This window comes from Pseudomonas fluorescens (assembly GCF_902497875.1).
Taxonomy (GTDB): Bacteria; Pseudomonadota; Gammaproteobacteria; order Pseudomonadales; family Pseudomonadaceae; genus Aquipseudomonas; species Aquipseudomonas fluorescens_BR.
On sequence record NZ_CABVHY010000010.1, the window covers coordinates 46,708 to 60,210 of the forward strand.

The following is a 13,503-nucleotide window of genomic DNA, read 5'->3' on the forward strand; positions in this document are numbered from 1 at the left end:
CCACAAAAAAGCCGACAGCGATGTCGGCTTTTTTGTGGACGCTGATATTTCAATGTGAGAGCGAGCCTGCTCGCGATGACGGTAGACCAGACACCAACGCGGTGACAGTCAGACCGCTATCGCGAGCAGGCTCGCGCCCACAAGGGATCTATGCCCGCGACTACTTGATCAACCGCCAGGTGAACGGATAGCGATACGGCTGCCCTTCATTGGCCTTGACCCCGGCGATGATCGTCAGCACCAGAGCGCCGATCGCCACCAGCCCGAGCAGGAAGAACCCGATCACCACCACCATCAGCAAGAAGCAGATCGCCGAGGCAATGGCGACGGTGATCTGGAAGTTCAGCGCCTCCTTGCCCTGCGCATCGATGAACGGGTCCGTCTCGCGCTTCCACTGCCAGAGAATCAGCGGCCCGATCAAGGTCCCGAATGGAATCCAGATTCCCAGCAATGCGGAGAGATGACAAAACATCGCCCACTGGCGAACCTCGCGGCTCGGCGCAGGCAGTGGCAGTTGATCCTCACTCATGGTGACGCTCTCCTTGCTGGAAGTCGGGGCTATCAGTCAGCCAGAGCAGCTTTCTGCAGCTCGAAAATCTCGTTCATGCCTTTCTTCGCCAATGCCAGCATCGCGTTCAGCTCTTCAGGCTGGAACGGTGCGCCTTCGGCAGTGCCCTGAACCTCAATGAAGCCACCGGTGCTGGTCATCACGACATTGAGATCGGTCTCGGCAGCCGAGTCTTCCAGGTAATCCAGATCAAGCACAGGCTCGCCCTGATACATCCCCACCGAAACAGCCGCGATCATTTGCTTGAGCGGGTCACCGCCTTTCAGGCCGCCACGCTTCTTGATCACTTTCAAGGCATCGATCAGGGCAACCATGGCGCCGGTGATCGACGCAGTGCGAGTGCCGCCATCAGCCTGGATCACATCGCAATCGACGAACAGGGTGACATCGCCCAGCTTGGACATATCCAGTGCGGCGCGCAGGGAACGGCCGATCAAACGCTGGATCTCCAGCGTGCGACCACCTTGTTTGCCACGGCTCGCTTCACGCTGGTTACGCTCGCCAGTGGCGCGCGGCAGCATGCCGTATTCAGCAGTCAACCAACCCTGGCCCTGCCCCTTGAGGAAGCGCGGCACGCCGTTTTCGACGCTGACCGTGCAAATCACCTTGGTATCACCGAACTCGACCAGTACAGATCCCTCGGCGTGTTTGGTGTAGTTGCGGGTGATGCGGATCGAGCGGAGCTGATCGGCAGCGCGACCACTTGGACGTTTCATAGGGAATACCTGTACGGGGACGGAAATCTGCCGAGCATTATAGAGCCCGCAGCACCGACTGGGCACTTCTAAAAAATCTGCGGCGCGACCGAAGGCTCTGAACATGGGCTTGAAGCTGACCGTCGGGCGCCTGCAGCGCTTTGTCACACGCTTGGTTTGGGGGCATTCGCCGCACTGCGTTACAATCCTGCGCCTTTGCAGCCTGTCGACTTTAATTTATCCATCAGGCCCACTCAAACCCAATGAGGTTGGGAGCGGGCCCGAATCGCGAGGTACCTCCATGGTGCATAGCATGACCGCCTTCGCCCGCGTCGAAAAAGCCGGCACCCAAGGCACCCTGAGCTGGGAGTTGCGCTCGGTCAACAGCCGCTACCTGGAACCGCACCTGCGTCTGCCAGAGTCTTTTCGCGACCTTGAGGGCGCCGTGCGTGAAGCGTTGCGCCAGGGCTTGTCCCGCGGAAAACTCGAATGCACCCTGCGCTTCACCGAAGAAACCACCGGCAAGCCGTTGCAGGTTGATCGCGAGCGCGCCGCGCAACTCGTTGCTGCAGCAGAGACCGTGGCCAGCCTGATCAAACACCCGGCAGCCTTGAACCCGCTGGAAGTCCTGGCCTGGCCAGGCGTGCTGGTGGCCGACGCGACCGACCCGCAAGCGCTGAACGCTGAAGCCCTGAACCTGTTCAACCAGGGCTTGAAAGAACTCAAGAGTGGCCGCGAGCGCGAAGGCGCGGAGCTGGCCCGGCTGATCAACGAGCGTCTGAACTCCATAGAAGAAGACGTGGTGACCCTGCGTGAGCTGGTTCCGCAAATGCTCGCGACCCAGCGCCAGAAAGTCCTCGACCGCTTCGCCGACATGAAGGCCGATCTGGACCCGCAGCGCCTGGAACAGGAAATGGTCATGCTCGCGCAAAAAAGCGACGTGGCCGAAGAACTGGATCGGTTGAGCACCCACATCATCGAAGTTCGCCGCGTGCTCAAGTCCGGCGGCGCCGCCGGTCGGCGCCTGGACTTCCTGATGCAGGAGCTCAACCGCGAAGCCAACACACTGGGCTCCAAAGCCTTCGACCCGCGCAGCACCCAGGCTGCGGTCAACCTCAAAGTGTTGATCGAGCAGATGCGCGAACAAGTGCAGAATATTGAGTAAGGCTACCCCGACATGACCCACAGCACCGGCACCCTCTACATCATTTCCGCGCCTTCGGGCGCGGGCAAGACCAGTCTGGTCAAGGCCCTGATCGACGCGCAGCCGCACATCCGCGTATCGGTCTCCCACACCACCCGCGCCATGCGCCCGGGTGAAATCGACGGCGTGAATTACAACTTCGTCGACCGCGCCGAGTTCGTGCGGATGATCGAGCACGGTGACTTCCTCGAGCGCGCCGAAGTTTTCGGCAACCTCTATGGCACCTCGCAAAGTCATTTGCAGCAGACCCTGGATGAAGGCCACGACCTGATTCTGGAAATCGACTGGCAAGGCGCCGAGCAAGTACGCAAGTTGATGCCCCAGGCCCGCTCGATCTTCATTCTGCCGCCGTCCCAGCAGGCCTTGCGCCAGCGCCTGACCAATCGCGGCCAGGACAGCGACGAAATCATCGAAGGCCGGATGCATGAAGCGGTCAGCGAGATGAGCCATTACGTCGACTACGACTACCTGATCATCAACGATGACTTCGCGACTGCGCTGGAGGATCTGAAAGCGATTTTCCGCACCAACCAGCTCCATCAAAAGCGCCAGCAGCAACGTTTTGGTAAATTACTGGCCGAACTGTTGGGCTAAAAAGCACTTCCCAAAACCGCTGCAAGGGCTTTACATTGGCCCTTGTAGCGCAGTGGAGTGCTCGGCGGAAAATCAGCGCTTCCCTAAACGCTGGTGATTTTTTAAACTGTTGAGTCCGCTCGCCCATCCGGGCAGCGCGCATATTGCATTTGCTACGAGGAATACCATGGCCCGCGTAACCGTTGAAGACTGCCTAGATCACGTGGCTAACCGCTTTGAGCTGGTCATGCTCTCTACCAAACGTGCTCGTCAATTGGCGACCGGCGGCAAAGAGCCAAAGCTGGCTTGGGAAAACGATAAGCCTACAGTCATGGCGTTGCGCGAAATCGCGGCTGGCCTGATGAGCTATGAAGTTATCGCTGAAGCTGAAATCGTTGAAGACGAACCGCTGTTCGCGGCGTTCGAGGACGAGTCCAACGAGGCCGTCTAAGCCTATGCCTGGTCGACGTAGCACGGCGCAGGGTCAAAGCCATCGGCAGGAGTCATCATGCCGAGCATAGACGCCCTCGCCGATCGCTTATCGACCTATCTCGGCACGGACCAGGTCAACCTGGTTCGCCGAGCGTACTTCTACGCCGAACAAGCCCATGACGGGCAACGCCGGCGTAGCGGTGAAGCCTACGTCACGCACCCGCTGGCGGTGGCGAATATTCTTGCCGACATGCATATGGACCATCAGAGCCTGATGGCGGCCATGCTGCATGACGTGATCGAAGACACCGGTATTGCCAAGGAAGCGCTCTCGGCGCAGTTCGGTGAAACCGTGGCCGAACTGGTCGATGGGGTCAGCAAACTGACCCAGATGAACTTCGAGACCAAGGCCGAAGCCCAAGCGGAAAACTTCCAGAAAATGGCCATGGCCATGGCCCGCGATATTCGCGTGATCCTGGTCAAGCTGGCCGACCGCCTGCACAACATGCGGACCCTGGAAGTGCTGTCCGGCGAGAAGCGCCGGCGGATCGCCAAGGAAACCCTGGAGATCTATGCACCCATCGCCAACCGCCTGGGCATGCACAGCATCCGCATAGAGTTCGAAGACCTCGGCTTCAAGGCCATGCACCCGATGCGTTCCGCGCGAATCTACCAGGCGGTCAAACGCGCCCGGGGCAACCGCAAGGAAATCGTCAACAAGATCGAAGAATCCCTCAGCCACTGCCTGGCCATCGACGGTATTCAGGGCGAGGTCAGCGGTCGGCAGAAACACATCTACGGCATCTACAAGAAGATGCGCGGCAAGCGTCGGGCCTTCAACGAGATCATGGACGTCTACGCGTTTCGCATCATCGTCGACAAGGTCGATACCTGCTACCGAGTGCTTGGGGCTGTACATAACTTGTACAAGCCGCTGCCGGGACGCTTCAAGGATTACATCGCGATCCCCAAGGCCAACGGCTATCAGTCTCTGCATACCACCCTGTTCGGCATGCACGGCGTACCGATCGAGATCCAGATCCGCACCCGTGAAATGGAAGAGATGGCCAACAACGGCATCGCCGCCCATTGGCTGTACAAATCCACCGGCGACGAGCAACCCAAGGGCACTCATGCCCGTGCTCGCCAATGGGTCAAGGGCGTGCTGGAGATGCAGCAGCGCGCTGGCAACTCCCTCGAATTCATCGAAAGCGTGAAGATCGACCTGTTCCCGGACGAGGTCTACGTCTTCACGCCCAAAGGCCGGATCATGGAGCTGCCCAAAGGCTCCACGGCGGTCGACTTCGCCTATGCGGTCCACACTGACGTCGGCAACAGCTGCATCGCCTGCCGGATCAACCGTCGCCTGGCGCCGCTCTCCGAACCGCTGCAAAGCGGCTCGACCGTGGAAATCGTCAGCGCTCCGGGTGCGCGACCCAACCCGGCCTGGCTCAACTTCGTGGTCACCGGCAAGGCCCGTACGCATATTCGTCACGCCCTGAAACTGCAACGCCGCTCAGAATCCATCAGCCTCGGCGAACGCCTGCTGAACAAAGTGCTCAACGGTTTCGACAGTTCGCTGGAAAAAGTTCCGGCCGAGCGCATCCAGGCGATGCTCCAAGAATACCGCCTGGAACTGATCGAAGACCTGCTTGAAGACATCGGGCTGGGCAATCGCATGGCCTATGTCGTCGCCCGCCGCCTGCTCGGCGAAGGCGAACAGCTACCGAGCGCTGAGGGTCCGCTGGCGATCCGCGGCACCGAAGGCCTGGTCCTCAGCTACGCGAAATGTTGCACACCGATCCCTGGCGACCCGATTGTCGGCCACCTGTCCGCAGGCAAAGGGATGGTGGTGCACCTGGACAACTGCCGCAACATCAGCGAAATCCGCCATAACCCGGAAAAATGCATCCAGCTTTCCTGGGCCAAGGATGTCACCGGCGAATTCAACGTCGAACTGCGCGTCGAGCTGGAACACCAGCGCGGCCTGATCGCCCTGCTGGCCAGCAGCGTCAATGCCGCCGACGGCAATATCGAAAAAATCAGCATGGACGAACGCGATGGTCGCATCAGCGTGGTCCAACTGGTGGTCAGCGTGCACGACCGCGTGCACCTGGCCCGCGTGATCAAGAAACTGCGAGCCCTGACCGGGGTCACCCGCATCACTCGCATGCGTGCATAGCTCGCCCAAATAGCCCGGCCTATTACAAGGAGTCATCCATGACCAAGACTGTTATCACCAGCGACAAGGCACCTGCTGCCATCGGCACTTATTCCCAGGCAATCAAGGCTGGCAACACTGTCTACATGTCCGGCCAGATCCCGCTGGACCCGAAAACCATGGAATTGGTCGAGGGCTTCGAAGCCCAGACCGTTCAGGTTTTCGAGAACCTCAAGGCCGTGGCTGAAGCCGCCGGTGGTTCGTTCAAGGACATCGTCAAACTGAACATCTTCCTCACCGACCTGAGCCACTTCGCCAAGGTCAACGAGATCATGGGTAAATACTTCGACCAGCCTTACCCTGCCCGCGCCGCCATCGGCGTCGCGGCACTGCCAAAAGGCTCGCAGGTCGAAATGGACGCCATTCTCGTCATCGAGTAACTCTGGTCACAGGTTCTGGCGCAGCCATCGTGCTGCGCCATTTTCGTTTTGAAAGGATTCCGTCATGCGCCAAGCGCTTGCTCTCTCGTTGCTCGCCGTTTTCCTCGGCGGCTGTGCCAGCGACCCCGCCGACCGCGACATCAGCGGCACCTGGATCAATCAGTCGGCAATCGATGCTGCTGCCAAAGGCGGCCCCTTGCGTGAAGCCCTCCAGGCCTATGGTCCAAACCTGGAATGGGACATCAACACCAGAGCCGGTCAGGCGCGCTACACCAACGGTTTTGAGAACGTCGAAGGCAAGCTGCTGGGTGAAGAGTCCGGCGCCTGGAAAGTCGACTTCTATGGCAGCTCCGCCAGCGAACTCAGTCGCGACGGCAAACAGCTGCAGCAAATGGCAACCGACTCCGAACCGGAACAGGTTTTCGATCGCGCACAAGACACAGTTCCCGCAGGCGCACCGATCGGCGCCAGCTTCGAGCGAGCCTTGTACTCCGCTTACATGGGTGGCGGCTGGAAGATCGTCAGCGGCCCTGGCGAAGGCAACACCGCTCGGTTCCAGGCCGATGGCCGGATTGAAGGCTTGCCAGGCGCCGATCGCTACGCCCTGTGCCTGGCTGGCGATTGCGCGTCAATGAGCGGTGGCAACGACAACATCTGGCTGCAACAGAACGGCCAGGGCAATACCTGGATTTTCGCGCGCAAGGACAAGCAACTGGAGATATTCCAAACGATCAATACCGCTCAGGCGGACGAGATGCCTTCGTTCACGCCCGGTAATCGTCAGTGGCTGCTGGAAAAGCAGTGATCCAAATCTAGCTGCAACAAAAATCCAATGTGGGAGCGACGGCGCGGCGATCCCACATTTATATCGCGGTGATTGACCGTCAGCACCGCCCTTCAAGAATCGCCGCATAGCCTTCACGAAAACTCGGATAACGCGGCACCCAACCCAACGCCCGTGCCCGGGCGTTGCTGCAACGCTTGCTGCCGTTGCGCCGGACACTGGCATCGGCCGCCCACTCAGTGACCCCCAGGTACTCGCGCAACCATCCGACCACTTCCGCCAGTGGCACGGGCGCATCGTCGACACCGATGTAGCAGTCGTGCAGCACTTCCCCCCGATGATCCGCCTGTAACAAGAAGGCCAGCAGTCCCGCTGCGTCGTCGACGTGAATCCGGTTGCCATACAGCGGCGGGTCGATCGCCACGCGATAACCCTGGCGCACCTGAGTCAACAACCACTCGCGGCCCGGCCCGTAAATACCGGTCAAACGCACCAGACTGGCCGGTATGCCGCTCTGCAAAGCCACTTGCTCAGCCTCGAGCATCAAACGTCCGGAGTAACCGCCGGCCTCGGTTGGCGAACGTTCATCGATCCATTCGCCCGTCTGCTGGCCATACACGCTACTGCTGGAGACGAACAACAGCCGCTTCGGCTGCTGGCCGTGCTGCTTCAACCAGTCCAGCACATGCCGCAGGCCTTCGACATAGGCCGCGCGATAGCCCGCTTCGTCATGCACCGTGGCCGCCGCGCAATAGACCAGGTAATCCACCGATGCAGTCGGCCAGTCAGCCGGGCACTGCTCGTTGAACAGATCGCCCGCGACCCCTTCGACGCCGTTCGGCAGGCGTGAAATATTGCGCCGCAGCCCGTAAACCAGCCAATCCTCGGCCAGCAATTGCGTGGCCAGACGGCTGCCGACATCACCGCAGCCGGCGATCAAAACAGAAGGGGTGGACATCACAAAACTCCTTTCAGAAGCACATGGCCTGGCGTCGAGAACGGACCGGCGGCTGGCAATCGAAGAAAAAAAGATACTCTATTACTTTTGTTAACAAGAATTACTTGCAATAATGCCCGCCTATTTTGTTCTCGGCCCTGCGAGGCCTGGAAGGACATCCACCCTCTTTTTCTCTCAGGTCCGGCCAGCATGACAAGCAATCAACTCCCCGCTTCGCCAACCAAACTTCCGAGCCCGTCGGGCGCATGGCGCATGGTAACAGCGCTGCTGTTCAGCCTGCTGCTGGCACCGACCGCCGCTTTCGCCGATGAACCTGTGCCAGCCACCCCGCCTGCCGCTGCCGCTGCTGCTCATGGCAACGCTGAGCCTGCTGCCCCGGCTGCGACTCCGGTCGCTGCCGACCCGGCGCTGGCCGCTGAAGGCGCACCACTCGAAGACCTGCCTGAAGTACTCGAAGCGGACAACACCCTGGGCATGGCCCACGACCTGTCGCCTTGGGGCATGTACCAGAATGCTGACATCATCGTGAAAGTCGTGATGATCGGCCTGGCCATCGCTTCGATCATCACTTGGACCATCTGGATCGCCAAGGGCTTTGAGCTGCTGGGCGCCAAGCGTCGTCTGCGCAGTGAAATCGCCCATCTGAAAAAAGCCACCACCCTCAAAGAAGCCAGCGCCACTGCCACCAAGGCAGGCACCCTCGCCAACCTGCTGGTCCACGACGCACTGGAAGAAATGCGCCTGTCGGTCAACAGCCGTGAAAAAGAAGGCATCAAGGAACGCGTCGCCTTCCGCCTCGAGCGCCTGGTTGCAGCCTGTGGCCGCAATATGAGCAGCGGCACCGGCGTGCTGGCAACCATCGGTTCCACCGCGCCCTTCGTCGGCCTGTTCGGTACCGTGTGGGGCATCATGAACAGCTTCATCGGTATCGCCAAGACCCAGACCACCAACCTCGCCGTGGTTGCTCCCGGCATTGCCGAAGCCCTGTTGGCAACGGCACTGGGCCTGGTTGCGGCGATCCCGGCGGTAGTGATCTACAACGTCTTCGCCCGCTCCATTGCCGGTTACAAGGCACAGGTTTCCGATGCTTCGGCCGAAGTCCTGCTGCTGGTCAGCCGCGACCTCGACCACCAGCCTACCGAGCGCAGCTCGCAACCGCACATGGTGAAAATGGGGTAATCGGCCATGGGCCTGCATTTAAGAGAAGGCGCTGACGACGATCTCGCCGAGAACCACGAAATCAACGTCACGCCGTTTATCGACGTGATGCTGGTGCTGCTGATCATCTTCATGGTCGCCGCACCGCTGGCGACTGTGGACATCAAAGTCGACCTGCCAGCTTCGACCGCCAAACCGGCGCCGCGGCCAGAGAAACCGGTGTTCCTCAGCGTCAAGGCGGACCAGCGCCTGTTCCTCGGTGAAGACGAAGTCAAAGCCGAAACCCTTGGCGCGACGCTCGATGCCAAGACCCAGGGCAAGAAGGACACCACGATCTTCTTCCAGGCCGATAAAGGCGTGGACTACGGCGACTTGATGAGCGTGATGGATGCCCTGCGGGCAGCCGGCTACCTCAAAGTCGGCCTGGTCGGACTTGAGACGGCAGCCAAAAAATGATCACGACGCGCCAAAAGCTGACGCGTTACAGCGGTAGCCTGGCCGTGGTGCTGGGCGTCCACGCGGTCGCGATTCTCCTCGCGCTCAACTGGTCCTCGCCACAGCCGGTCGAACTGCCACCGCTGGCGATGATGGTCGAACTGGCGCCGCTACCGGCACCGCCACCACCGGCACCGCCAAAGGTCGTGACGCCACCGCAACCACCGGCACCGGTGGAAGAACTGCCGCTGCCAAAACTCGCGGAAGCGCCGAAGCCGACCATCTCCGTGCCCAAGCCGGTCAAACCCAAGCCAAAGCCACAACCGCCCAAGCCTGTGGAGAAAAAGCCGGAGCTGCCAAAGGAAAAACCTTCCGAGGAAAAACCTAGCGACGCTCCACCGACGCCTGCACCGACAGAGAAAGCCGCGGCGCCTGCACCCGGCCCTACCTCGGCGCAAAAGGCCGCCAAGGAAAGCTGGCAAGGCACGTTGTTGGCACACCTGCAAAAGTACAAGAAGTATCCGGCTGGAGCTCAAGCACGCGGCAAGGAAGGCTTGAACCGTCTGCGCTTCGTGGTCGACGCTGAAGGCAACGTGCTGTCGTTTGAGCTGGTAGGACGTTCGGGCAATGCCGATCTGGACCGGGCCACCCTGGAAATGATTCGCCGCGCCCAGCCCCTGCCCAAGCCGCCGGCCGACATGCTGAGCAATGGCTCGATCGAAATCGTCGCCCCGTTCGTTTATTCCCTGGAAAAACGCCGGCGCTAAAGCCGGACACAACCCCCCTGGCGAGGGAGCTTGCTCCCGCCGGCCGGTCCGCGCTCGGGCGTAGCAGTCGTAAAACCAGCGACCGCAGTATTCCTGAAGGGCCGCGGTTGCTGGTTTTGGGGTCGCTTCGCGACCCAGCGGGAGCAAGCTCCCTCGCCACAGGGACAGCTTTCACACTAAAAGGCACTGAAAGGTGCCTTTTATATGTCAGCCACCGCCAAACATGCATTGCAGAGTGTCGCACTCTGCCCTCTCTCTGATAACGTGCGTCTATCGATTGCAGCCGGTATGCTTGGCTCGCAACCTCATGGACGCCACTATGACTCTCACAGAATTACGCTACATCGTTACCCTCGCTCAAGAGCAGCACTTCGGCCACGCGGCCGAGCGTTGCCATGTCAGCCAGCCGACCCTGTCGGTCGGCGTGAAGAAGCTTGAAGACGAACTCGGTGTGCTGATTTTCGAGCGCAGCAAAAGCGCGGTGCGCCTGACGCCCGTTGGCGAAGGTATCGTCGCCCAGGCCCAGAAGGTTCTCGAACAGGCCCAAGGCATCCGCGAACTGGCCCAGGCCGGCAAAAACCAGCTGACCGCCCCGCTGAAAGTCGGCGCGATCTACACGGTGGGTCCGTACCTGTTTCCCCATCTGATTCCGCAACTGCACCGGGTCGCCCCGCAGATGCCGTTGTACATCGAAGAAAACTTTACCCACGTCCTGCGCGACAAACTGCGCAACGGCGAGTTGGACGCGATCATCATCGCCCTGCCGTTCAACGAAGCCGACGTGCTGACCCTGCAACTGTACGACGAGCCGTTCTACGTGCTGATGCCAAGCGGGCACGCCTGGACCCAGAAGAAGACCATCGACGCCAGCTTGCTCAACGACAAGAGCCTGTTGCTGCTCGGCGAAGGTCACTGCTTCCGCGATCAGGTACTCGAGGCCTGCCCGACCCTGAAGGGCAGCGAAGGCGCCAAGCACACCACGGTCGAATCCAGCTCCCTGGAAACCATTCGGCACATGGTCGCTTCCGGCCTGGGCATCTCGATCCTGCCACTCTCGGCGGTGGACAGCCATCATTACGCCCCCGGCGTGCTCGAAGTGCGCCCGCTGGCGCCACCCGTGCCGTTCCGCACCGTGGCGATCGCCTGGCGCGCCAGCTTCCCGCGGCCAAAAGCGATTGAAATTCTCGCTGACTCGATCCGCCTGTGCTCGGTGGCCAAGCCGCCAGCAGCGGCCTGAGCAGGCGCAATGACTGAGCTGTCGAAAGTGCCGGTCACGGCGCTCAAGGGCGTCGGTGAAGCCATGGCCGAGAAACTGGCCAAGGTCGGCCTGGAGAATCTCCAGGACGTCCTGTTTCACCTGCCATTGCGCTATCAGGACCGCACCCGCGTGGTGCCGATCGGCCAATTGCGGCCGGGCCAGGATGCGGTGATCGAAGGTACCGTCAGCGGCGCCGACGTGGTCATGGGCAAGCGGCGCAGCTTACTGGTGCGCCTGCAGGACGGTACCGGTGGGCTCAGTCTGCGCTTCTATCATTTCAGCAACGCGCAAAAAGAAGGCCTCAAACGCGGTACCCGAGTGCGCTGTTATGGCGAGGCCCGGCCCGGCGCCTCGGGCCTGGAAATCTATCACCCGGAATACCGCGCCATCAACGGCGACGAGCCACCACCGGTGGATCAGACCCTGACGCCGATCTACCCGCTCACCGAAGGCCTGACCCAGCAGCGGCTGCGCCAGCTGTGTCAGCAAACCCTGGCCCTGCTGGGCCCGCAAAGCCTGCCCGACTGGCTGCCGGAAGAACTGGCGCGGGACTATCAGCTAGCGCCGCTGGACGACGCCATTCGTTACCTGCACCACCCTCCGGCGGACGCCGACGTCGACGAGCTCGCCCTGGGTCATCACTGGGCGCAGCACCGCCTGGCGTTTGAAGAGCTGTTGACTCATCAGCTGTCCCAACAGCGCCTGCGCGAGAGCCTGCGCTCCCAGCGTGCGCCGGCCTTGCCGAAAGCCAAAGTACTGCCCGCAAAATACCTGGCCAACCTGGGCTTCCCGCCAACCGGCGCGCAGCAACGGGTTGGCAACGAAATCGCCTACGACCTCAGCCAGCCCGAGCCGATGCTGCGACTGATCCAGGGCGATGTCGGTGCCGGTAAAACCGTGGTCGCCGCCCTCGCCGCCCTGCAGGCACTGGAGGCTGGCTATCAAGTCGCACTGATGGCGCCGACCGAGATTCTCGCCGAACAGCACTTCATCAACTTCTCCCGCTGGCTCGAACCGCTGGGTATCGAAACTGCCTGGCTGGCCGGCAAGCTCAAAGGAAAAAACCGCGTAGCGGCATTGGAGCAGATTGCCAACGGCACACCCATGGTGGTCGGCACCCATGCGCTGTTCCAGGACGAAGTGCAGTTCAAGAACCTGGCCCTGGCAATCATCGACGAGCAGCACCGCTTCGGCGTGCAGCAACGCCTGGCGTTGCGTCAGAAAGGCGTGGGTGGGCGGATGTGTCCGCATCAGCTGATCATGACCGCTACGCCGATTCCGCGCACCCTCGCCATGAGCGCCTACGCCGACCTCGACACCTCGATCCTCGACGAGCTGCCGCCCGGCCGGACTCCGGTGAACACCGTGCTGATCACCGATACCCGGCGCATCGAAGTCATCGAACGGGTGCGCGCGGCCTGCGCCGAGGGGCGCCAGGCGTATTGGGTGTGCACGCTGATTGAAGAATCCGAAGAACTGACCTGCCAGGCCGCCGAAACCACCTATGAAGACCTCACCAGTGCGCTTGGTGAATTGCGGGTTGGACTGATTCACGGGCGCATGAAGCCCGCCGAGAAGGCGGCGGTCATGGCCGAGTTCAAGGCCGGCGCCCTGCAATTGCTGGTGGCGACCACGGTGATCGAAGTCGGCGTCGATGTGCCCAACGCCAGCCTGATGATCATCGAAAACCCCGAGCGCCTGGGTCTCGCCCAGCTGCACCAGTTGCGTGGGCGAGTCGGTCGTGGCAGCGCCGCCAGTCACTGCGTGCTGCTCTACCATCCGCCACTGTCGCAGATCGGGCGCCAACGCTTGGGCATCATGCGCGAGACCAACGACGGCTTCATCATCGCCGAGAAAGACCTCGAACTGCGCGGTCCCGGCGAGATGCTCGGCACCCGGCAAACCGGCCTGTTGCAGTTCAAGGTCGCCGACCTGATGCGCGACGCCGATCTGCTTCCGGCAGTGCGCGACGCAGCGCAAGCCTTGCTCGAGCGCTGGCCGCAACACGTGAGCCCGCTGCTGGAACGCTGGCTACGACATGGGCAGCAATACGGCCAAGTGTGAGCAGCG

The 13,503-nt window shown here is 61.3% G+C and carries 14 protein-coding genes; 11 read left to right on the forward strand and 3 right to left on the reverse strand.

Annotated elements, in window-relative coordinates; all coding sequences use genetic code 11:
• Positions 1-160 precede the first annotated feature (160 nt).
• Positions 161-529 (reverse strand): DUF4870 domain-containing protein, encoded by a 369-nt coding sequence (locus tag F8N85_RS11755; protein WP_150803788.1) that lies wholly within the window; start codon positions 527-529, stop codon positions 161-163.
• A 32-nt stretch (positions 530-561) separates the two neighbouring features.
• Positions 562-1,284: a ribonuclease PH gene (gene rph / locus F8N85_RS11760; RefSeq protein ID WP_150803789.1), complete on the reverse strand. Its 723-nt coding sequence runs from the start codon at positions 1,282-1,284 to the stop codon at positions 562-564.
• A gap of 280 nt (positions 1,285-1,564) precedes the next feature.
• Here rph and F8N85_RS11765 point away from each other — a divergent pair, with 280 nt between their 5' ends.
• The 6 genes from F8N85_RS11765 (at position 1,565) to F8N85_RS11790 (ending at position 6,878) form a co-directional block, all read left to right on the forward strand.
• Entirely contained in the window at positions 1,565-2,428 is an 864-nt protein-coding gene (locus tag F8N85_RS11765; protein ID WP_150803790.1) for a YicC/YloC family endoribonuclease, read from the forward strand.
• Between the two features lie 12 nt (positions 2,429-2,440).
• Complete coding sequence (gene gmk, locus F8N85_RS11770; protein ID WP_150803791.1) at positions 2,441-3,061, forward strand: guanylate kinase; 621 nt, start codon at positions 2,441-2,443, stop codon at positions 3,059-3,061.
• Between the two features lie 166 nt (positions 3,062-3,227).
• The gene (gene rpoZ / locus F8N85_RS11775) at positions 3,228-3,491 is read left to right on the forward strand and encodes a DNA-directed RNA polymerase subunit omega (protein ID WP_150640823.1); all 264 of its coding nucleotides are present in this window, start codon (positions 3,228-3,230) and stop codon (positions 3,489-3,491) included.
• Between the two features lie 57 nt (positions 3,492-3,548).
• Positions 3,549-5,654, forward strand: a complete 2,106-nt coding sequence (gene spoT / locus F8N85_RS11780) for a bifunctional GTP diphosphokinase/guanosine-3',5'-bis pyrophosphate 3'-pyrophosphohydrolase (RefSeq protein WP_150803792.1) — start codon at positions 3,549-3,551, stop codon at positions 5,652-5,654.
• A 38-nt stretch (positions 5,655-5,692) separates the two neighbouring features.
• The gene (locus F8N85_RS11785; RefSeq protein ID WP_003229509.1) at positions 5,693-6,073 is read left to right on the forward strand and encodes a RidA family protein; all 381 of its coding nucleotides are present in this window, start codon (positions 5,693-5,695) and stop codon (positions 6,071-6,073) included.
• Positions 6,074-6,137: 64 nt separating this feature from the next.
• Complete coding sequence (locus F8N85_RS11790) at positions 6,138-6,878, forward strand: hypothetical protein (RefSeq protein ID WP_150803793.1); 741 nt, start codon at positions 6,138-6,140, stop codon at positions 6,876-6,878.
• Between the two features lie 79 nt (positions 6,879-6,957).
• On the opposite strand, the gene F8N85_RS11795 is transcribed toward F8N85_RS11790, so the two are convergent.
• Entirely contained in the window at positions 6,958-7,815 is an 858-nt protein-coding gene (locus tag F8N85_RS11795) for an SDR family oxidoreductase (RefSeq protein WP_150803794.1), read from the reverse strand.
• Between the two features lie 189 nt (positions 7,816-8,004).
• On the opposite strand from F8N85_RS11795, the gene exbB reads away from it, so the two are divergent.
• From exbB to recG, 5 genes are all read left to right on the forward strand, one after another.
• Positions 8,005-8,994: a tonB-system energizer ExbB gene (gene exbB, locus F8N85_RS11800; RefSeq protein WP_150803795.1), complete on the forward strand. Its 990-nt coding sequence runs from the start codon at positions 8,005-8,007 to the stop codon at positions 8,992-8,994.
• 6 nt (positions 8,995-9,000) lie between these two features.
• Positions 9,001-9,429, forward strand: coding sequence for a TonB system transport protein ExbD (exbD, locus tag F8N85_RS11805; protein ID WP_150803796.1), 429 nt, complete (start codon positions 9,001-9,003; stop codon positions 9,427-9,429).
• Entirely contained in the window at positions 9,426-10,175 is a 750-nt protein-coding gene (locus F8N85_RS11810; protein WP_150803797.1) for a TonB family protein, read from the forward strand. The genes exbD and F8N85_RS11810 overlap by 4 nt, the downstream gene beginning before the upstream one ends.
• A gap of 319 nt (positions 10,176-10,494) precedes the next feature.
• Entirely contained in the window at positions 10,495-11,412 is a 918-nt protein-coding gene (locus F8N85_RS11815; protein ID WP_150803798.1) for a hydrogen peroxide-inducible genes activator, read from the forward strand.
• Positions 11,413-11,421: 9 nt separating this feature from the next.
• Positions 11,422-13,497, forward strand: a complete 2,076-nt coding sequence (gene recG / locus F8N85_RS11820; protein WP_150803799.1) for an ATP-dependent DNA helicase RecG — start codon at positions 11,422-11,424, stop codon at positions 13,495-13,497.
• The last annotated feature ends 6 nt before the right edge of the window (positions 13,498-13,503 follow it).